Annotated in this window: 15 protein-coding genes and 1 pseudogene; 6 read left to right on the top strand and 10 right to left on the bottom strand. The window is 37.9% G+C overall.

Features of this window, described 5'->3' with window-relative positions; translation table 11 throughout:
• Positions 1-226 precede the first annotated feature (226 nt).
• A pseudogene (locus tag JKG61_RS22865) lies at positions 227-325 on the top strand (ATP-binding protein); the annotation flags it as partial.
• Positions 326-355: 30 nt separating this feature from the next.
• Here JKG61_RS22865 and JKG61_RS05630 read toward each other — a convergent pair.
• The 7 genes from JKG61_RS05630 to JKG61_RS05660 form a co-directional block, all read right to left on the bottom strand.
• The gene (locus JKG61_RS05630; RefSeq protein WP_202102009.1) at positions 356-571 is read right to left on the bottom strand and encodes a hypothetical protein; all 216 of its coding nucleotides are present in this window, start codon (positions 569-571) and stop codon (positions 356-358) included.
• 256 nt (positions 572-827) lie between these two features.
• Entirely contained in the window at positions 828-3338 is a 2511-nt protein-coding gene (locus JKG61_RS05635; protein WP_202102010.1) for an alpha/beta hydrolase family protein, read from the bottom strand.
• Between the two features lies 1 nt (position 3339).
• The gene (locus JKG61_RS05640) at positions 3340-4719 is read right to left on the bottom strand and encodes a RagB/SusD family nutrient uptake outer membrane protein (RefSeq protein WP_202102011.1); all 1380 of its coding nucleotides are present in this window, start codon (positions 4717-4719) and stop codon (positions 3340-3342) included.
• Positions 4720-4722: 3 nt separating this feature from the next.
• On the bottom strand, positions 4723-7971 hold the full coding sequence (locus tag JKG61_RS05645) for a SusC/RagA family TonB-linked outer membrane protein (RefSeq protein ID WP_202102012.1): 3249 nt from the start codon (positions 7969-7971) through the stop codon (positions 4723-4725).
• 198 nt (positions 7972-8169) lie between these two features.
• Positions 8170-9324, bottom strand: a complete 1155-nt coding sequence (locus tag JKG61_RS05650; protein WP_202102013.1) for a FecR family protein — start codon at positions 9322-9324, stop codon at positions 8170-8172.
• A gap of 106 nt (positions 9325-9430) precedes the next feature.
• Positions 9431-10027, bottom strand: a complete 597-nt coding sequence (locus tag JKG61_RS05655) for an RNA polymerase sigma factor (protein ID WP_202102014.1) — start codon at positions 10025-10027, stop codon at positions 9431-9433.
• 769 nt (positions 10028-10796) lie between these two features.
• The gene (locus JKG61_RS05660; protein ID WP_202102015.1) at positions 10797-11252 is read right to left on the bottom strand and encodes a hypothetical protein; all 456 of its coding nucleotides are present in this window, start codon (positions 11250-11252) and stop codon (positions 10797-10799) included.
• Positions 11253-11482: 230 nt separating this feature from the next.
• Between JKG61_RS05660 and JKG61_RS05665 the strand changes: the two genes are divergently transcribed.
• The 4 genes from JKG61_RS05665 to JKG61_RS23265 all read left to right on the top strand — a co-directional run bounded on the left by JKG61_RS05665 (position 11483) and on the right by JKG61_RS23265 (position 13422).
• Entirely contained in the window at positions 11483-11707 is a 225-nt protein-coding gene (locus JKG61_RS05665; RefSeq protein ID WP_202102016.1) for a DUF2281 domain-containing protein, read from the top strand.
• A complete protein-coding gene (locus JKG61_RS05670; RefSeq protein ID WP_202102017.1) occupies positions 11704-12546 on the top strand; it encodes a virulence RhuM family protein in 843 nt (280 codons plus the stop codon). Before JKG61_RS05665 ends, JKG61_RS05670 begins: the two co-directional genes overlap by 4 nt.
• Before the next feature lie 353 nt (positions 12547-12899).
• Entirely contained in the window at positions 12900-13142 is a 243-nt protein-coding gene (locus JKG61_RS05675; RefSeq protein ID WP_202102018.1) for a hypothetical protein, read from the top strand.
• A gap of 136 nt (positions 13143-13278) precedes the next feature.
• Positions 13279-13422, top strand: coding sequence for an ORF6N domain-containing protein (locus JKG61_RS23265; protein WP_202102019.1), 144 nt, complete (start codon positions 13279-13281; stop codon positions 13420-13422).
• Here the strand turns inward: JKG61_RS23265 and JKG61_RS05685 are convergent.
• Positions 13415-13624 (bottom strand): DUF2683 family protein, encoded by a 210-nt coding sequence (locus JKG61_RS05685; RefSeq protein ID WP_202102020.1) that lies wholly within the window; start codon positions 13622-13624, stop codon positions 13415-13417. The genes JKG61_RS23265 and JKG61_RS05685 overlap by 8 nt on opposite strands.
• Positions 13625-14027: 403 nt before the next feature.
• On the opposite strand from JKG61_RS05685, the gene JKG61_RS05690 reads away from it, so the two are divergent.
• Complete coding sequence (locus tag JKG61_RS05690; RefSeq protein ID WP_202102021.1) at positions 14028-14672, top strand: porin family protein; 645 nt, start codon at positions 14028-14030, stop codon at positions 14670-14672.
• Between the two features lie 395 nt (positions 14673-15067).
• On the opposite strand, the gene JKG61_RS05695 is transcribed toward JKG61_RS05690, so the two are convergent.
• Together JKG61_RS05695 and JKG61_RS05700 are read right to left on the bottom strand one after the other, a co-directional pair.
• A complete protein-coding gene (locus JKG61_RS05695) occupies positions 15068-16504 on the bottom strand; it encodes a TlpA family protein disulfide reductase (protein WP_202102022.1) in 1437 nt (478 codons plus the stop codon).
• 176 nt (positions 16505-16680) lie between these two features.
• Positions 16681-19524, bottom strand: coding sequence for a M16 family metallopeptidase (locus JKG61_RS05700; RefSeq protein ID WP_237249388.1), 2844 nt, complete (start codon positions 19522-19524; stop codon positions 16681-16683).
• Positions 19525-19539 lie beyond the last annotated feature (15 nt).

Raw genomic sequence — 19539 nt, forward strand, 5'->3', positions numbered from 1 at the left:
GGTAAATCCTTTTCAATGGCTCAAATACGCCTTGGAAAACATCATGTCCATAAACCATAAAAACTTAAAGGACCTTTATCCGCAGAACTTCAAAAATAAGCCCACCTGTAGTTTATAGGCCGGATACAATTGAAATTCCTTTTTCATCAGAACAATTGTTAACAACATGTACATCTTAATCGCACCATACAGGAATTGAAATGTTAAAAAACAAGAATATGATGTGATAGGTGAAGATACCATTGCAGATGCAATACTTGATAGGCTGATACATAGCTCATATCGGATTGAACTAAAAGGTGAAAGTCTAAGAAAAAAGAAGTAATATTGTCAGGTCATCAGTTGGACTGAGGTACTAACTCCATAGAGGGGTCCGTATGTCCAGCGGAGGGGTCAATATCACCATTATATCTACGGCCAGCATAATGTTGTCCGACTTTAGCAGATTGCCTGCAAAAAACACCAATGCCGGCTGAAACTCTTTATAGATATACTCGAATGCGGTACGCTGACCACTTGCCAGGTGGTTTAGCAGAGTTTCATCGTCTGTGTGGTACGTAGCATTGTGCATATAATATAGGTCGAAAAATTCTTAAATCAGTTAATCGGTCATAAACTTATACAAAATGTGCGGTATTCGCTAATAGTCTCGTCTGTATCTTTTTTGAAACAAGCATAAAGGTATAGATACCATAAAGCCGTCCCGAAGGAAATTCGGAACGGCTTTAATTATATTAGAAAACCCGAGGTGACAGCTTCCTCCAATATAACCAATACCAAGAGATTGATATAAACTGAAAAATCAAAAGGACGGCTATTAGTCTATCTCATAATTTAATCCATTTTTTATCCTCCCCCTTTAAATGATAATCAAACCAATCTAGAACATACTGCGTAAGTTTTACTTGATTATCCGCATTGAGTAACACGTGGTCTTCATTTTTGAAATTCAAAAGCACAGCTTTTTTATTCAACCTTTTAAGTCCAGTAAAATATTCAAAACTTTGAAGAGCAGAAACATTTGTATCTAAGAAACCAGTCCAAAGAAGAATAGGTGTATATACTGTTGAAAGATTCATTACATTAGTTATGTCTAAATAAGTCTTAACATCATGTTGTAATGGAGAATTCATTTTGAAAATAGAGCTTTCAAAACGCAAATATCCAAACATTCTCCAATTCTTCTTTACACTTAAGTACTCACTTATAGCATTATGAACCCCGGCACCTGACACAGCTGTTTTAAATAACTTAGTACGACCTATAATATAACCTACTTCAAAACCTCCGTAAGAATGACCAATTAGACCAATATTTGATTTGTCTATACTTGATAACTCTGTGACTTTTTCAACCCCACTGAGTACTGACTCCAGTGCTGCTGCCCCAGGGTTACCACCATAGTTTTCAATATCAGCAGAAAAGACAAAATAATTGTGCTGCGTCCATAAATTATAATTTACCCCTTCACTATTCCAATAGCTTGGAGGATCATAACTATAAGAAGATTTGAACTTCTTTTCATATATATCAATAATAAGAGGATATTTTTTTTGGGGATTGTATTTAGCTGGATAATACAATAGGCCTTTTAATTCTCTACCATTTTTCAACTTGTATCTAATAACCTCGGTTTTACTCCATAGATAATCACTTAACTGATCTCGTGTATCAAGCAAAACACTCTCTTTTTCGCTTTTTAAATCGAAAACACATAAACTGGGAGGTATATTTTGTTTGGTTTTAGTGTACACAATTCTCTCGTTAGAGTAAATAATATTATCTATTTTAAAATCACCCTCAGTTATTAATACAGCTTTTCCATTATTTATTAGTTCTAACCCCTGTACTCCCGTACCTTCATTAGTATAATCTAATAATAATCCTAAACTATCATCTATTTTATCAATAGTTTGATTAGTATTATTTTGTGAATGATGGATTTTATTATAAGCACTGATAGTGTACTGAAGATCCGAATTCGTATTAATGTTAGTAATGGAAATTAGATTTTTAGGGTCATCTTTTAAAAGATAAATATTTTTCGATCCGCTGAAATAGATTGTTTTATTGTCTTTAAGACTTAAAAAAATCCTACTTCTTGGAACCCGACCAACAAAATCAGAAGTTCCAAAAAAATGATCATCTAAGTTTTTAGTTATATTGAAAACTTGCCCCTCTAGTAAGCTACAAAAATACCAATCCCTATTTTTAAAGTAAAAAACACCCTTATGATGATCAGATAACGTAAAGTAATGAGAGGGAATACTATCTAATATAGTTTTAAATTCTGGTCTTTCTACATGTCTTATTATTAATTTAATATAAGGAGATTTAAGTATTTTATTATCGTATAATTCGGGATCATATTCTACAAAATACTTGGTATCTAAAAACATCTTTGTAATGTTATTATCTGTGGACTCTAAAAGTGTCAAACTATCGTTTTTAATATTTAAAACACCTAGAACACTCTGCTTTTGCGTGTAATTTTGACTGTAAAATGGCTTTTTAGTATACCAAATCTCAAGCTCTTTGTTCTGAGTTTCTTGTTTATTTGGTATTTTATATGAAACTGAAATATATTGATCGTCTATAAAAGCTGTTTTACTTTTTTCCAGCTCTAATGTATCTATCATATTAGGGATTTCTATATTTTTTTGAAGTTCCGCTTTGGTATTGTAAATACTTAGTACGACATCACATTTATTTTGATAAATAACACCCAATAGTTTCTTTCTCTTTTGATATATTATTTGATCTACCGTAGCATTTTCTTTCATATATATATAAGATGCTTTTTTCGATTTTAAATCAAATAAACTCACCTGACTATCTATCGAAAAGACAAGCGTACTACCAATTTCTTCGAAAATATTTGTTTTATTTAGGAAGGTGTACTTTTTCTTGGTCCTAAGATCAAAAACAGTGACCAAAACACCCTCACCCATTACTTTGCCATAAATCAAGCAATTAAAAAAATGATCTATTTTAAAAGATGAAATTCGATTGATCGAATCAATTTCTTGAGTTACAGGATTAATTAGATACAATACTTTTTTCTTTGAATTACTAGCTAAAAGCAAAGTATCACTATAAAACTCAATAGAATTACTGATGGGATCCAACTGCGGCAATTCAAAAGTTGCCGTGGATGTTTTTAAAAAAAATTGGCTAGATTTATCTCCAAATATCTTGCGATATACAACATCACCATTACTAGATACATCGTAAGGCTGTATAGTATACAAGTTTTTATATTCACTTTCAGGTAGAGTATCTTGAGCCCTAACCATCGATGATATGATCAATATTATAAATAATAGCAGTTCTCTCATTTTAATAATTTAGATTTTGAGGCAGCAGATTGGAGTTTAAAAGAAGTTCATTCTCTGGGATGGGGAATAGATTATATTTGGTATTCCAATTGCTTTTAATTAAAACCATAGTTTCGTCTAAGGCAGAAAATCTTTTCAAATCAAAATAACGATGGGCATATTCTAAAAAAAATTCATGCCGCCTTTCTTGTAATATAGTCTGTAAAAGTGGAGCCTGCTTATCTATGTGTATTGATAGTAATCCCGCTCTGGCTCTAATTATATTTAGATCTTCGCAAGAAGAATCATACAATCTTAACATTGCATAAGCTTCACTTCTGATAAGATACATCTCCTCTAAACGAAGCACAATAGAGTACTCTTTAGAATTAACAGTTTGACTTTTTTCTTTGTATTTATAGGCGTGATACCATGCCTTATTAGCGTTATAAATCGTCTTTATCCATTTGTCCTTTCTTAAATCATTCTCTTTAAAGGATTCAAATAACTCATCAGTTAACGATACTAGACTAGGTGGAGCAATTGTAAAAATATAATATGCTCCTTCCTGTGTGTTAGATTTATCTGCTGATTGATATTGCCAAATAGTTGATTTGCTCTCTTTTAAAAACACCTGATCTAGGTCTCTTTGAATTGAAAAAGCTGGATTATCGATGAGTTTTGTAGCATAATGAATTGCACTATTCCAATTGTTTTGATACAAAAAGACGCGCGCAAGCAAGGCTTGAGCAGCAAATTTATTGGGCTTAATACGAAAAGGTGAAGTGAAGTTTTCACTCAAAAGAGATTCCGCCATTTGTAAATCAGTGACCAATGAATGCTGTACCGTTGACTTAGACTGTCTTTTAACCTGCTTATTTTGAATATAATCAGTCGTAGTTATGTAAGGAATATCACCAAATAGCTCTGAAAGATAAAACAAGTAAAGACTTCTCATAAACAAAGCCTCTCCTTTGAGTTGAGTTTTAAAAGCTTGCCCCAAACCCTCTGAGTTGTCCATGCCTTCAATAAGTGCATTACACTGATAAATTGTGTTGTAAGCTGTATTCCAAAATTGAGCTATATCTTTATTAGAACTGATGATATTAGGAGTGTAAAAATTTAAAAAAGATTCGTTCTGCGTATTACAATTAAGTTCATCGGTAACTAATCCTAGTATAGAGCCAATCCCTGTTTGATCACCACTTAACATTGATTTTGATAGGTATATATTAGCCATAGCGGCACTTGCAGTTTTTTCATCTTGAAACACCAAATTTGAATTTAGTTGAGAATCTGGCCCATCAATAGTTGTGAATGACTCACAGCTAATTGTAGAGATTAAAACAAGACTTAAAAAACTTATTTTAATCCAACCTATAAAAGTTTTATTTTTCTTCATTGTTTAAAAGGTTAAGTTTATTCCAAAAGCAAATGTTCTAAGGGGGGGCAGAAAACCAGTCGTTGAGAACTCGGGATCATATCCTTTATACTTAGTTAAAGTCCAGAGATTTTGAGCTTGAAAATACAACATTGCCTCTATTCCTTTTATACTGCTAGCGGGTAGGCTATAAGAGAGATTAAGATTTTTCAATCTAATAAAGGAAGCATCAGAAACCACTTTGTCACTTTCTTTATAGTCGTAAAATGCTTTAATTAATTCAGGATCATTGGTTGTTAACTTTTGATAATCTGCTGATAGATTATCAGGCGTCCAAGTATTTTGGTAATAATCAATTGATGAATTATTAAAACCTCCTGGCCTATTAAATAAATACAAATGATTGTAATTACGCTGTTTCACGAATTGGAATAAAAAGCTTAAAGACACATTTTTGTGATTGAAGGTATTGGCTAATCCACCGAAAAATTTAGGAAAAAATGATTCAATTACTTTTTTATCATCATTAGCGCTTAGAAATCCGTCTTCGTTAAAATCCTTAAAAGTATAGATTCCCCTTTTTGAATCAATTCCCTGATATTTATATAATTTCACAATATTAATAGGTTGACCTATTACATATTGATTAGAATAAGTTGAACCTTCTAAATTTGGAAAAGATACCAACTTGTTCTTGGGTACGGAAATATTAAAATCAGTTGACCAACTCCAATATTTATTACGAATATTTTGAGATTTAAACGTAATCTCAAAACCTTTGTTTTCTACCTGAGCATTTAAGTTAGATTGAATAGATGTAAAGCCTGTGGTACCAGGCAGGGGAATACCGACTAATTGATTAGACGATTTGTTAGAATACCAAGCCAAACTACTACTGAATCTATCAGTCAGAACTCTTGATTCCAAAGCCAATTCAAACTTTTGTGTTTTTTCCCAACTAAAATCAGGGTTGAATAAGCGAGAAGGATATAAACCAGTTATATTATCATATTTTCCTCTAGCAACAGTATAAGTATCCAAGTAACCGTAATCCCCAATATTATCACTTCCTGTTATACCAAAACTACTCCTGATTTTAAGCAAATTAAGCCAATCAATGTTATTAAAAGCCGATTCCTCTGAAAGTATCCAAGCAAAACCAACAGCGCCGAAGTTTCCAAATTTGTAATTTTCTCCAAATCTAGACGACCCATCCCGTCTTGCCGTAAGATTTATGTAGTATTTATCAGAATACCCGTAGTTTAATCGACTAAACAAAGCACTATAACGATATAGACTATTGAGCTGAGAATTTACCTCAACAGTAGATGCCGACCTTAGATTGTGGACAAATGAATTAGTAGTAAATCCTGAAGCGTACAGACTAAAGGAGGTAAAATTATTCTCCTGAAAAGTACTTCCTAATATATAACTAAGTTGGTGTTTATTCCAGTGAAATCTCCCATTAATCTGAGGTTCGATAATCCAACTGTTAGAATTACTCGTTGCATGTTGAACATTTGTTCGATCTGGACCATAACCATAACTTGGGTTAAACCGAGTGTTTAGCGCAATGCTATATTGTTCTACCCTACTATCAGAATAGCCCCCATTTAGTTTAATGTTAATCAATGGATGAAATCTATATTCTAAATTCAAATTAGAACTTAATCCCCTAGAAGAAGATTCGTAACGGTTATTGAGTTGAGCTAAAGGGTTGTCAAAAGTATTGTCTTGCCAGTTTAAACTACCATCTGGGAGATAAAGTTCAGGAGCAACCGGAACAAGATTTCTACTTATAGTGGTGAGATCTAAAGTCAATAAATTATTTTTTTGCGTATTGTAATTCGCTGAAAAATTCAGCTGTAGTTTTTCAGTTTTATCCTGGTGACGAAGAAAAAATGATAAAGTATTTCTTTTATAACCAAAATCACCAGGAAATACCGGTGTTTCTTTATTGTGATTCCCACTAATCATAAAATTGGTATACTGGCTCCCACCACTTAAACCAGCTTGAATAGTATTCGACCGAGCTGTTTTTCCGATTAATTCTTGTTGCCAATCAGTAAAACGATTCTTATCCCACGTTCCATCTAGATCAAACGCATTATCAGGATAATCGTAGATATTGTCATTTTTCAAAGCAGTCTCTCGAACAGCCAAATACTGCTTTGTTTCCATTACTTTTAGAAATTTAGGCACCTTACTAACTGCCATAGAACTATTAATCGTTAATTTAGTTTTACCCGATTTCCCAGACTTAGTAGTTACAAGAACAACACCATTTGCTGCTCGTGAACCGTAAATAGCAGTAGCATCAGCATCCTTTAACACTTCAATACTTTCAATATCTGAAGGGTTAATTGTATTTAATGGATTTGTTTCAGCCAAAGGAAGAATACCGCCAGCTAATGATCTAGCGCTATTTTCTGTGAAAGGTATCCCATCAATAATATACAATGGACTGTTACCACCTCTCATCAAACTATTCCTTCCCCTGATTTGTATATCAAATCCTCCTCCTGCAACGCCGGTATTCTGTGTAATGCTCACTCCAGCCATCCTGCCTTGTAAGGCTTGCAATGGATTTAACACCGGGTGTAATTCGATATCCTTTGCCGTAACCCGAGCAATGCTTCCGGTACGTTCTCGGTCTTTTACGGTATAGTACCCCGCATTGACGACAATCTCCTCTACCTCTGCATGGATAGGCTGTAGTACTATAGTGCCCATGGTGCCTTTCGCATGCCGCTGTATAGGTCGATGTCCAAGATAGGATATTTCTAAAAGCTGGCCTTCGCTTATATCCTTTAGCTCAAAGCGGCCATCACTATCTGTATTGGTCTGTTTGGATGTTCGTTCTTTATTTGAATCTAATACGCACACAGAAGCACCAGTCAAGGGTTCGCCTTTTTCATTGGTGACTCGCCCTCTGATCAAGTCTTGGTCTATAACCTGCCTCACGACCTTAACTTCTGTTTTTTTTGACTCGATGAGTATAACGCCATTCCTAAGCTCTGCCGATAATTTCTGATCTTTGAAAATGCTTCGCAAAGCGTCATCTACATGCACGTTGCGTACGCTGACGGTAACTTTTGCCGCTTCCTTGAGCAGCCTAGCATTGGCAATATAGCTGTACCCTGTCTGCTTTTTGACTTCGGTAAGCACCTGCTCCAGAGGTGAATTGGTAAAATGCAGAGTCAATGTCTGCGATCGGACAGACGCTGTAGCTTGTACCAGAAAAAGTAGTAAGGCTATTAAAGTAAGCTTCATACGTAATAAAATTTTGAAGCGGTGGTTATAAGGAATACGCAAGCAACAAGCATACGCCCCCTTGTAATCCATGAGATAATTCATAAATTTGTTTTGTTAGGTTAGAAAAATGTATTACTTCGCGGTAGACAGACATCTGAGCCTGACTATAAGCCGGGAGCGTTGCAAGCACTTCCGGTTTTCTATTTTATCGGATCTTTATTTCTTCTTTAGGGTTAGCCTCCTTTCTTTGATCTCAAACCGTAAATTGCTGGTCTGCTCCATACTCTCTAGCACGGTAGACAAAGGGGTATTACGGTTTATTTCTGCATAAAACTCTTCGTATGGAATAGGATTGATATCGACCTCGATGTCGTACCACCGCTCCAACTGTGGTAGTATCTCGGCCAAGGTTTTGAACTTAAAAACAAATACACCTTGGGCCCAACCTGTAGCAATCTGTGTATCTACATTTTGGGCGGTGATTCGCCCATTGTTCCAGACTGATTCCTGTCCTGGCTTTAATGAAACTATGGTGGTACCGGTATTGCTCTCGACACGGACGGCTCCCGTGACTAAGGTCGTAATCGTCCTGTTGTCATCTCCATAGGCATTGATATTGAATGTCGTCCCGGTCACGATCACCTGCTGCTGATCCGTGACTACTACAAAGGGTTGGTTTCTGTTTTTGGCGACGTCAAAGAAAGCCTCGCCCTTGAGTTCGACTTTCCTTTGCTCTGCACTAAATTGGATCGGATACGTAATGGATGATGCAGCATTAAGGATTACCTTACTACCATCGGGCAAGGTTAATCGATACTGCCCCCCACGCGGTGTGGACAATGTAGCATACTGAATATTTTGATTGGCGTCGAATAGCTTCTCTCCATCTGCATAGCGCAACGCTGATCCGCTGGCTACAATTCCTTTATGATCCTCTGATAAATCAATAATGGTCCCATCGGAAAGGGTAATGGTCGCTCTGTCGGCCCCAGGCAACACATCATCGCCGTAGATGCTGCTTATCTTTTGGTGCTCTGCAGCAGGGTTAGAACTTTTATACAGGTAATAGCCGATAAACGCAAAGGCAAGCAATGCTGCGGCTACAGTGAAGTATCTACGGAGAGTTTTTATCCGATTACTATCCCCCCTAATAGTATGTAGCAATTGTGCTTTTGTCCGTTCTTGATTAAATTGGGGTGGGGCGATAAAATCAGACTCGTCGATAGCTTTGTGCATTTCTGCTTCAATCCATGCTACCATATCTTCATTCCCCTCAATGGTACGGAAATGATCAAGCAGCTGCTCCACCTCATGACGGGAACATTGTTTGTTTAGAAAATCCTGATATAAGCTTTTGATATCGCGGTCCATAATTCGTCCTTTTCTATAGTATTCAATTGTAAAACGGAAAGTCTATGCTCGCCTATAAAAAAAAATGAGAATAGTGTGTTTTTACGAAAACAGAGGAGAAACCGCCCTAAGAAAGAAGGTAGGCGATAAAAAGAAGGTAAGTCGGAGCTGCAGAAGATTCCCCTAACTCCTGACGTAGGCTCCGCATGGCCTTAGCCATGTGGTCTTTGATAGTGCCAACAGAAACGCCATACAAAGTGGCTGCTTCTTCGTAACTCTTTCCTTCTAGCTTGCAAAGAATAAATATTTTTTGCCGTTGAGGTGGCAGCTTAGCTATTGCGGCATGGAGCACCGTACTGGTTTCATTAAAATTGATCTCGTCTTCGATCGGGTCGTAATAGTCGACACTGGATTGGATGATTTTTTCCTTCATCTGAACATCCCGAACGGCCTTTCTATAAAAGTTTATTGCCGAGCTTTTGGCGTATCGGAGAAGAACAATCTGGATAGTTAAATCGGAAGGAATCTTCGCCCGATTGGTCCATAATTGCATAAACACATCTTGAACAAGTTCTTCTGCAAACTCATGTACATGGACCAGTCTTTTGACCCGATTATAGATTAGGCCTGCATACCGATCGTATATAGCTGAAAACGATGCACCATCCCCCTCTCGCAAACGCAAAAGTAACTCGCTATCATCTGTACCTGTATACAAGTTCATTCTCTACGGCTTACTGGATAAATTGTTAATTGGGTTTTTATTCGGCCTAAAACTAGCAAGTTAAATGTGGAGTTGCAAGAAAAGATTGTTTTTTGAGGATTATGTTGTCATAATTTGAAGATTTAATAGTTTGGTCAAACCCCTCTATGGTACCGCGGCAAAACTTTTTGTATGTAAGGATTTGTGCCTTGCCCTTCGGTGGTACTTGCACACCCCTTCAAGAGAGATAGGAGACAGAATCGATACTGTCTTGGGACACCCTCGCCTATTGTTCGCCTGTTGTTCGACCATCGATTGCCTTGGAGCCAAAGGATAGGCGAAGCTGTCCCAAAGGAATCCCAAGGATGACCCTCACCTTACGAAAGGGAATACGAATATTTATAGGTACAAATAAACACTCGCGCGAATTTATAAATTATGAATCCATCAGTAACATATGTAGTAACCTTCAATCCACACCTGTTAACACTGTTTAAAATTTTGTTCATAACGCAAAATTAGTTATCTTAGGTTATTCATAATTTTGAGCCTATTGCATCGACATACAAACCCTAACCTACTGTGCATCGGGTCTTTCGCCCAGCTTTGCGCAAAAGTTGTCAAAGACAATACCGTAAATAAAGCTATTAAGCCAAATGTTCTTTTAAATTCATCATACCTTTCTTTTGTTTATACTACATAAGATCTAACTTACTTGTTACTTAATACTTAATCTAGATTAAGAAATGATTATTTTATCGAGTAGCTGTAAGTCTAGCCCTCAGGTTAGCTATAACAATTGATCGTAATATTTCTTTAGCTCACTAATAAGTTCATCATAGACTTTGTTATTCTTGTCTAAAACCCCTTCATCTTTATAATAGTGTGACGAACTGTTCACTTCCCCATTCCAGTCCAATCTTTCGGTGTTGATCTGTAGGTTTATTTTACTGTTATCCTTCCCATCAGGCATTACAAAGAAATTAACCGTATGCCTCTTAGCGCGCTTAAACATACTGCGATCCTTTGGAAGAACCTTAATCTGAACAAAGCCCTGCTTACTATCCATTGCTTGCACAAAGTATTCGTTCTCGATCAAAAAAGTTTGCAAATGATCAAAAGCCTCTGCAGGACTCATCTCCGAAACTTTAAAAACAGGAATATCGGACTGTGCCTTAGATGAATAACCAAGAAATAGGAATGTCGAAAAGAATAGTACGCGTAAATATAGAAATGGATGACACATAACAAATTGTTTTAACTCAAGTGATTAACTAGCTACAAATTAAGAGTTTTATTGTTATTGGCAAAAAAGGAGGTGTCTTTTTTTGGGAGATAGAGACGGTGATGCTACTTCGTGCGATAAATTCAGAATAATTGTGACTTTCTTTTATATTGTATCACTATAATACATTATTAGTCTAATTCCCCACATTGGTTTCGTAGAGAATTAGGTTTAACATTTGGACATAGAAGGTGGGCACAACAACATTAAAAGAGGTAAACTCCAAACTAAAACAACTTCCAGAATCACTTTTGGATGAAGTAGAACGCTATATTGATTTTCTTAAATTCAAATACGAACAAGACACACATGCTATACCTCAGTGGCACAAGGACCTTGTCTTAAAACGTATGGAAGAAAATGAAACTCCTGTCGATGCTTTTGGGATGTTAGCTGATATAAAAAACGAAGAGTGAAAAAGTATAAAATACTTGCTGACCCGTCTGTAAAGCTCGACTTGAAAGAAGCTATCGATTATTTAGAAACCAAAAGAAAAGGCCCTGGCAAAAAATTCCTAGCTGAATATAAAGAATTGTTAAAAACTCTGGAGCAAAATACATTTTGTGAGACAGTGCCAAAAAATAAAATATCAATTTATAGAACAAGTGATTCAAATGTAGAAGTCGAAGTTATCTTTGAAAAAGAATCTATCTGGTTGGACACGCACGTAATGGCTACATTATTTGATGTAAATAGACCAGCTATTGTAAAGCATATTCAAAATATTTACAAATCGGAGGAACTGAATGAAAGTTCAACTTGTGCAAAAATTGCACAAGTTCGCCAAGAAGGGAAAAGGTTAGTTACGAGAAATCTACTCAACTATAACTTGGATGCAATTTTATGCGTTGGTTATCGCGTCAACTCGAAACGAGGCACTCAATTTCAACAGTGGGCTACTCAGCGCCTAAAAGAATACTTGGTACAGGGGGATGCTATTAATGAAAAACGCCTCGCCGAAAAACAACAACAGGTAGAACATCTTAAAACCGGTATCAGAATATTAAGCAGAGCTATAACTCAACAGGTATCGGTAGAGGATAGCGAGGCTTTGAAGACCTTCGCAAATGGCCTGCAGCTATTGGACGACTATGATCATGAACAGTTGGATCCAAAGGGCAAAACCGCAAAAGATGCACAATATCCGTCAATAGCTGAATATCTGAAACTCATAGATAGCATGAAATCAGATTTTAACTCTGCCGTGTTTGCTAAACCTAAAGACCATGGTTTTGAAAGTGGATACAGGAATTGAAATATGCACACGGTTTGGTACAGGTTGTTTTCTTCCTTTGTGTGCCCCTTCTCTTAAGACGCAAACGCATCTATTTATTTCCTTAAATATAAAAAAATGAAATAGTATTTTTTTTAGAAAATTGGTAACGTTTCGCACCATACAGGAATTGAAATGAAGTATCCCATAATGCTCCTTCTGCAGTTATCTGAATCTTAATCGCACCATACAGGAATTGAAATTAATTTAGTACTCCAATTGTACCTCATGTAATTGATCTTAATCGCACCATACAGGAATTGAAATACATCAAGTAACGATTTAGTTTGGACTGATATTAAATCTTAATCGCGACAGAAGCGGATCTGCTCAATGTGGCTCTTTTCGGTGTGACGGCCAAACAATGGTGTGAATCTAATCCTGAACTGAAAGGTAATATGCGGGACGAGGCTACAATAGAACAACTGGTCGTACTGAGTAACCTTGAAAGCATTAATGCATTGCTCATTCAACAGGGACTGCCACAGAGCCATAGACTAATCGAACTGAACAAGGTAGCAATCACGCAGATGAAATCGTTATTGCAGAGCCAAGCTATTAAAAAATTGAAACAATGAAGCAGGATTTCACTTAGGGCAATAACCTAAAACTAATTATAACCTCGGGAAATTATAAGTAGTATTAAAAATGAGGTAGTTATAGCTACAGAAACAGTGATGAACCAAATATTTAATATTGGGGGTTCAAGATGTAATGCTAGACTTTCATCTCGCCAAACTCTACCAGGTAGAAAATAGAGTCCTAAAACAAGCGGTAAAAAGGAAACAGAAACGATTCTCAGAAGATTTCATTTTCAAGGTATATTGGATTGTTAGCGACACTGGAGAAGTTATTTGACGAGTATAGCTTTAAGGCCGTTGTATGCTTTTACTCTTCCTGCCTGCATCTCTTGCTTGGCCAAATTTACGCCATCTACGACGTGCTCTGGATATTCTTCGGTATAGCCTCGCTCTTCATGCACCAGGGCCAATGTGTCTAAGACTGCCTTTATTGCTTTCTCAGATTTTTTGCTTTCTATATGAATGGTTAACGTTGTCATCTTTCTTTATACTTACTTCGTACTAACAGTTATACTATACAGTCAATACAAAAATAGCCCTGGCAAACTGCAAGAGCTATACCAAACCAATAATGACTCCGCATGGCGCGGGTACTGCTTATGAATACATAAACATAACTCTTATATCCCTAAAATACAATAGGGTATCTCAAAATAGCGTCTCTCTCCAGAAAGGAAAAGTCCTCCACTAACAATAAGCGTAAAAGAGGATGAATATTCAAGTTGGAAATTGTAGAAATCAGACATGCTGTCGAGCAGCGACTGCCGATCCGCGTCTTGATCGAGGCGATAACTACAAAAACGTGTATACCAATCTATAATATATTATGTCAATAATAAAATAAGCAAATGAAATAACTTAACTTAGCTGGAAAAACTAAATATGAAAAGAAAAACATTAACGACGCTTGTACTATGTACCATTGGCACCATTGCTTTAGGTCAAGTAAATTATGGGATTAAAGGAGGGGTAAATATTGGAAAATCGAGCTATTCCGAAGCTGCATTCAAAGACAATCAGGTAAACAATGTATCTTTTCACATTACAGGATACGCTGAAGTTACGATAGCGAAAAATACGGCAATACAACCGGGAATATCATTACAAGGGAAAGGGGATAAATACAAATTCGATAAAAACAATTTAGATGGTAGTGTCACGTGGAGTACCATGTCTATAGAAATTCCTGTCAATGCAATTTACTACATTCCTACCGGTGCATTTGGTTCTTTTTTTCTGGGGGCAGGTCCTTATATAGGTTTTAATGTCAGTGGAAAACAAAAGGCGCAAGGAAATATTGGTAATTGGGTAACTGATGGTGATAAAAATTTAAAATTCACGGGGAGTAAAAGAGATATGAATCTTATCGATGCAGGGTTAAATTTCCTTGGAGGCTATAAGCTGAATAACGGTTTTTTACTGAATGCGGGTTATGGCTTAGGTTTAAGCAATCTATCACCTAGTGATAACTCCGATAAAAAATTATCAAACAGGACGTTTTCTTTTGGAATCGGGTATCAACTGTAATAACGGATAGTTTGTTTTTTATATTCCTGATGGCACCATTGTCCTATCAGGAATATAAAAAACACGGAGCATGTCAATCTGAAAAGCGTTAACAAAATGAATGAATACTTAACGCAACGGATCTGCTGGCTTTTATCCCAACAAACTGTTATCGATATACATGACACTCTCGTCTAAGGCTGCTATTACGATCAGATTTAATTAGTGATCGTATATAAGACGCCTCTATGTTGAGTGTTGTATCCAAACGGTCTGAATCTTTAGATCTTGCGAACACATAAACAGAATCCCACGGATACCGAAAAGCCGTCCGAAAGTAAATTCGGAACGGTTCTAATTTATGTTATACTATTGGCTCTGTCTAGAGTTTTCAATATATTCGGAAAGTTTATGCGTTAATTCTGCGCTATAGCTTCTTCGATTGCAGCTATCAGTCCTTGCTGACTGCGCATATCTCTGTCCGACCTGGCAAAAATATTCCCGTCTTTGCCGATAATCATCGGGTTTGGATAAGCCTTTATTCTATAATGCTGAATCAATGGATGCTTAAAGGTAAGAGCCCCTGTATATAAATCATACGCATTATTACCATGCAGCGCTGCCCATTCCAAACCCTTCAAATAAGCTTTTCTATCTTCGGCGGCTACCGTAACAAAGACTATCCGATCATCATTTTTATATCTTTCATAAACCGGTTTGACCGTTTGTTCGATATAGTTGTGGCAGTTATTGCAGGCTGGAAAATAGAAATCCATAAACACCACCTTCCCTTTAAAACGATCGGAAGCAACGGTTTTACCGTCTTTATCAAAGAGTTCAAACGTTGCGGCGGGCTTCCCTATAGCCAAGTCATCAAACCCCTCTAGTTGTAGCAAAAGATAGGGGTCTTTAATAATACGCAAGGCATCCTCAAGGATTGGTGGATTTTCTCTCTTGCCATAGACCTTCAGTACTTCCTCCGTTAATAGTGCTTCACGTAGCCCTACAGGAGCTTTATCCCTGATCAATTGATACTTATTCGTGTAAATCCCGTTTTCACTATGCTCCACAGAATATAAATTATCTAACCAGTAGCTGACATATGTCTGGTATTCTGGTGAATTACGCAGGTATTTTATAGGTATATCTGCTCCTTCCAGTCCAGCATAATGATCGAGGAAGCTATCCCTAGTTTGTTCCCAAATTTCCTTTCTTTCCGGGTGATATAAAGAAAACCGAAAAGGATAATTCAATGCTTCATAAAAACCGCCCACATAGTCGGCATACAATTGATAATATACATCGTCCGTAAGATAGGGTCTGTATAGTTGCAAAGCATCACGCAGTACGTTCATTCGGAACTTGTTTTTATGAAGATACCAAGATTCTGCATCAGGAGATCCAAATAGATCATCTCCATAATAGGGTGCTTTATATTGTCTTACAAAGGGAATATTACTATATGCATGCTTTTCCCCCCATAAACTATCAATCGTCCATTTAGCAATAAATTTCTCTGCTCCTTTGCCCCAAAACCGAAGCTCCACAGCGTCATTAATTATACGCTCCCCATTTGTCATTAAGTTGCCGCTATTAACCCATCCTTTCTTGCGGTAACTTTGGATTTTGATTGAATCACCAGGATTGAGTAAATAACCATCCAATAAGGCCATTACGGGGTTTCCAAAAAGTTCTCCTCCCTTTCTCCAAAGATAAATCCTAGTTAGTTTAGGAATTGAATCCAATGTAAATTCATACAGTCCACCTTTAGACACCGCACTTATCTCCTTGTAGGGGTTTTTATGAATCTGATCATAATGATACTCCCAATGCGGAGATGCGTAACTCCGCAAATTCCCGATTACAGCATTTCTCCAAATTCAGCACGACATCGGAAACTGCTGAAAAAACATTGTTGCCAGATAATGCGGTGGATGTCGTAGAAGGAACATGCTTTGTAAGGGGGCTGCCTCAGCACAAAATGAGGCAGCCTCCTACTTAGCAAAACTATCAATGATCCTTGCGGGCTCTATTTTTCAAGCTCCTCTGGAAGTAAAACAAATTGAATCACATTGTTGGTATTCAAATAGTCTTTGGCTACTTTCTGAACACTTTTGACGGTTATGTTTTTCACATGTTTCATATTTTTCAGGATCTCGGCTGGGTTTTCATTGTTCTGATAGCGTTTTACCAGATTTCCGTGCCAATATTCATTGGATTTTATCGCCAATTCAATCGCTCGGCTCTCCTCCGCTTTGAATTTCTCGATATCGACTGCGGTAGGTCCGTTTTTGATCAACTGCTCCATTTCATCTTTGGTGGCTTGAATCAATTTATCTACGTTCTCTGGTGCGCAGCCAAACGAGATGCTGACTAAATAATTCGGTTTCGGAAAATTGTCGTACTTGATGTTTACCCCCGAAGTGTATACTCCACCTTCTTTCTCTCTAAGCCGTTCGATGAGTTTTATATTCAGGATTTCCTGCAGCGCTTTCATGTTCCAGTGGTTGGCTTCATTGTATTTGTACTTTCCGCTCAGCACCAATCGTACATTTGCTTTATGCTCTTTGCCTTTGTAGATTGTTTTTTCAATCTGTCCTTCGGGGATACGGATACCGAGGTCTTTACCCTGTTCTTTGCGGTTTATTGATGGAAGTGCCCCCAGGTATTGTTCGATCAGCGGCTTCAATGAGTCCACATTCAAGCTTCCGGTAAACACGAAGGTAAAGTCTGAAGCATCGGCAAAACGGTCCTTGAAAATCTCCAGGGATCGCTCCGGATTGATTTGATTGATCTTTTCCAAGCTTGGCGGCAGATTGCGGTAGTGATAATTTCCCATAATCGCTTGGACCGTATCAGCAAAAACGTTTTCTGGATTATTGTATCGATTCAGGATGCTGCTTTTGGCATTACCAAGTGCGCCTTTGATGACGGCGTCATCCAATCTGGATTCTGTGAAATACAGGTAGATGAGCTGCATAGTGGTTTCCAAGTCTTTGATACTCGAAATACCGTTGATGCCTTCATAGCGATCGCTGATATATGGGGTTACTTTGCTAAGCTTGCCCGAAAGTACTTTGGGCAGTGTCTTTGAGTCGTATTTTCCGATTCCACTTCCTGCTACGATGCTGGGGGCATTAATGGCAGAATGAAAGTCGCTATCCGGGTATAGGGAGGTGCCACCGGGGCTATAAGAACTAAAAATAATCTGGTCGTGTTTGAAGTCCGTAGGTTTCAAGATGACTTTTACCCCGTTGCTCAACTGCCACTCCGTGATGCCCACCTCTTTTCGTATCGTTTCCTTGATAACCTTTCCTGCTACTGGGAGATTCTCGACCATCGAACCACTATAATCGCCGTCTTCGTAGGTCGTTAAGTTTTCTTGTTGAATATCGCTGATCCAGGCCAGTACAGTGTCTTCTTTGGGAAGATTGTCTTTTTCTCTTTCGGGCGCGACAATAAAAATATCACGATTCACACTGAAGTCGAATTTTGAGATCAAGGCATTGACTTCTTCTAGACTTATGTTGCTGATGTTCTTTTTATAGTAATTGTACAAATAGTCGATTCCGGGACTGGCCTTGTCTTTCAGGAAGACTTGTACATATTCTTTGGCATAGGTTGCCGATTGGGTTTTGTAGCGTTCTCCATAAGAATGATCTTGTTCATTGATAAAGCTTTGCTTGATCCGGTCCATTTCGGTCTGAGTGAATCCGCTTTGTCGAACGCGCTCCACTTCGGTCAGGACGGCCTTAAAGCCTTTTTCAAGTTCATTAGGCTTGGTAGCAACGACGAGGTTAATGGCGCTCAGTCCTGCCATCAGGTTTCCAAATCCAGCTTGTCCGTTCATGAAAGGTGGGTTCTCTTGTTTGCCAACTTCGGTAATTCTGGCATTCAGCATACTATTGAAGAGCGTAGTGACCAAGTAGTTCCGAATATCGGTTTCGGTTTTAAATTCAGTACCGGGTTGTTTGATGACTAGTTGTAGGGAGGTACCACCAATTTCAGGGTCTGTAATCTCCGTAAAGCTGTTTTTATCAGTTAACGACACCGTATACGTGCTGCGTTCGGGAGCCTCCTTAGGGGCAACCAGATCACTGAACTTGGCTTTTATCTGTTGCTCGATGTCTTGGACATCGATGTCACCTACAACGATCAGCGCCTGCAGGTCGGGACGGTACCATTTTTCATAGAAACCTTGAATTACTTCAGGCTTGAACGTGGTCAGAACCTCTTCCGTACCGATAGGAAATCGTTTAGCATAACGGGAGTGGTTTAATAGGATCGGTAGTGTCAGGTTCTGGACACGGTCTTGCACTCCTTTCCTAAGCCGCTTTTCTTCTAAGATGACGCCGCGTTCGGCTTCGATCTCATCCTCTTCCATAGCGATGTCCTGAGCCCAGTCGCGCATGATCTGTATAGCGCTGCTGATATTCTCCGGCTTATCGGAAGGAATGGGTAATTGGTAAACGGTTTCGTCGAACCCGGTATAGGCGTTGAGGTCGGCTCCAAATTTCACGCCCATCTTTTGCAGGTAGCTGACGAGTTCGTTTTTAGGGTAATGCTTGGTACCGTTAAAGGCCATGTGCTCCAAAAAGTGGGCCAGACCGAGCTCGTTTTCTTCCTCCAGAATGGAGCCTACTTTGTTGACCAAGTAGAAAACAGCGCGATTAGCCGGCTCTACGTTTTTCCGGATGTAGTAGGTGAATCCGTTGGGAAGCTTGCCTACAATTACCTCTTTATCAAAAGGGAGCTGGGCTTCCTGTTGAGTTTTTTGTTCAGTTGGTATTTTTTGACTATATAATCTTCCATTTGGGATTACCAGATATAATCCCAAAGTAACAAGCAGAAATTTAATTTTAAATGTCATCATTATTTTTTTAATATA

It is taken from the genome of Sphingobacterium faecale (genome assembly GCF_016746095.1).
In the GTDB taxonomy this organism is placed as follows: Bacteria; Bacteroidota; Bacteroidia; order Sphingobacteriales; family Sphingobacteriaceae; genus Sphingobacterium; species Sphingobacterium faecale.

Coding starts and splice junctions, on each gene's coding strand:
- JKG61_RS05630 (WP_202102009.1), bottom strand. CDS start 571: ATGCACAATGCTACGTACCACACAGACGATGAAACTCTGCTAAACCAC.
- JKG61_RS05635 (WP_202102010.1), bottom strand. CDS start 3,338: ATGAGAGAACTGCTATTATTTATAATATTGATCATATCATCGATGGTT.
- JKG61_RS05640 (WP_202102011.1), bottom strand. CDS start 4,719: ATGAAGAAAAATAAAACTTTTATAGGTTGGATTAAAATAAGTTTTTTA.
- JKG61_RS05645 (WP_202102012.1), bottom strand. CDS start 7,971: ATGAAGCTTACTTTAATAGCCTTACTACTTTTTCTGGTACAAGCTACA.
- JKG61_RS05650 (WP_202102013.1), bottom strand. CDS start 9,324: ATGGACCGCGATATCAAAAGCTTATATCAGGATTTTCTAAACAAACAA.
- JKG61_RS05655 (WP_202102014.1), bottom strand. CDS start 10,027: ATGAACTTGTATACAGGTACAGATGATAGCGAGTTACTTTTGCGTTTG.
- JKG61_RS05660 (WP_202102015.1), bottom strand. CDS start 11,252: ATGTGTCATCCATTTCTATATTTACGCGTACTATTCTTTTCGACATTC.
- JKG61_RS23265 (WP_202102019.1), top strand. CDS start 13,279: ATGCTAGACTTTCATCTCGCCAAACTCTACCAGGTAGAAAATAGAGTC.
- JKG61_RS05685 (WP_202102020.1), bottom strand. CDS start 13,624: ATGACAACGTTAACCATTCATATAGAAAGCAAAAAATCTGAGAAAGCA.
- JKG61_RS05690 (WP_202102021.1), top strand. CDS start 14,028: ATGAAAAGAAAAACATTAACGACGCTTGTACTATGTACCATTGGCACC.
- JKG61_RS05700 (WP_237249388.1), bottom strand. CDS start 19,524: ATGATGACATTTAAAATTAAATTTCTGCTTGTTACTTTGGGATTATAT.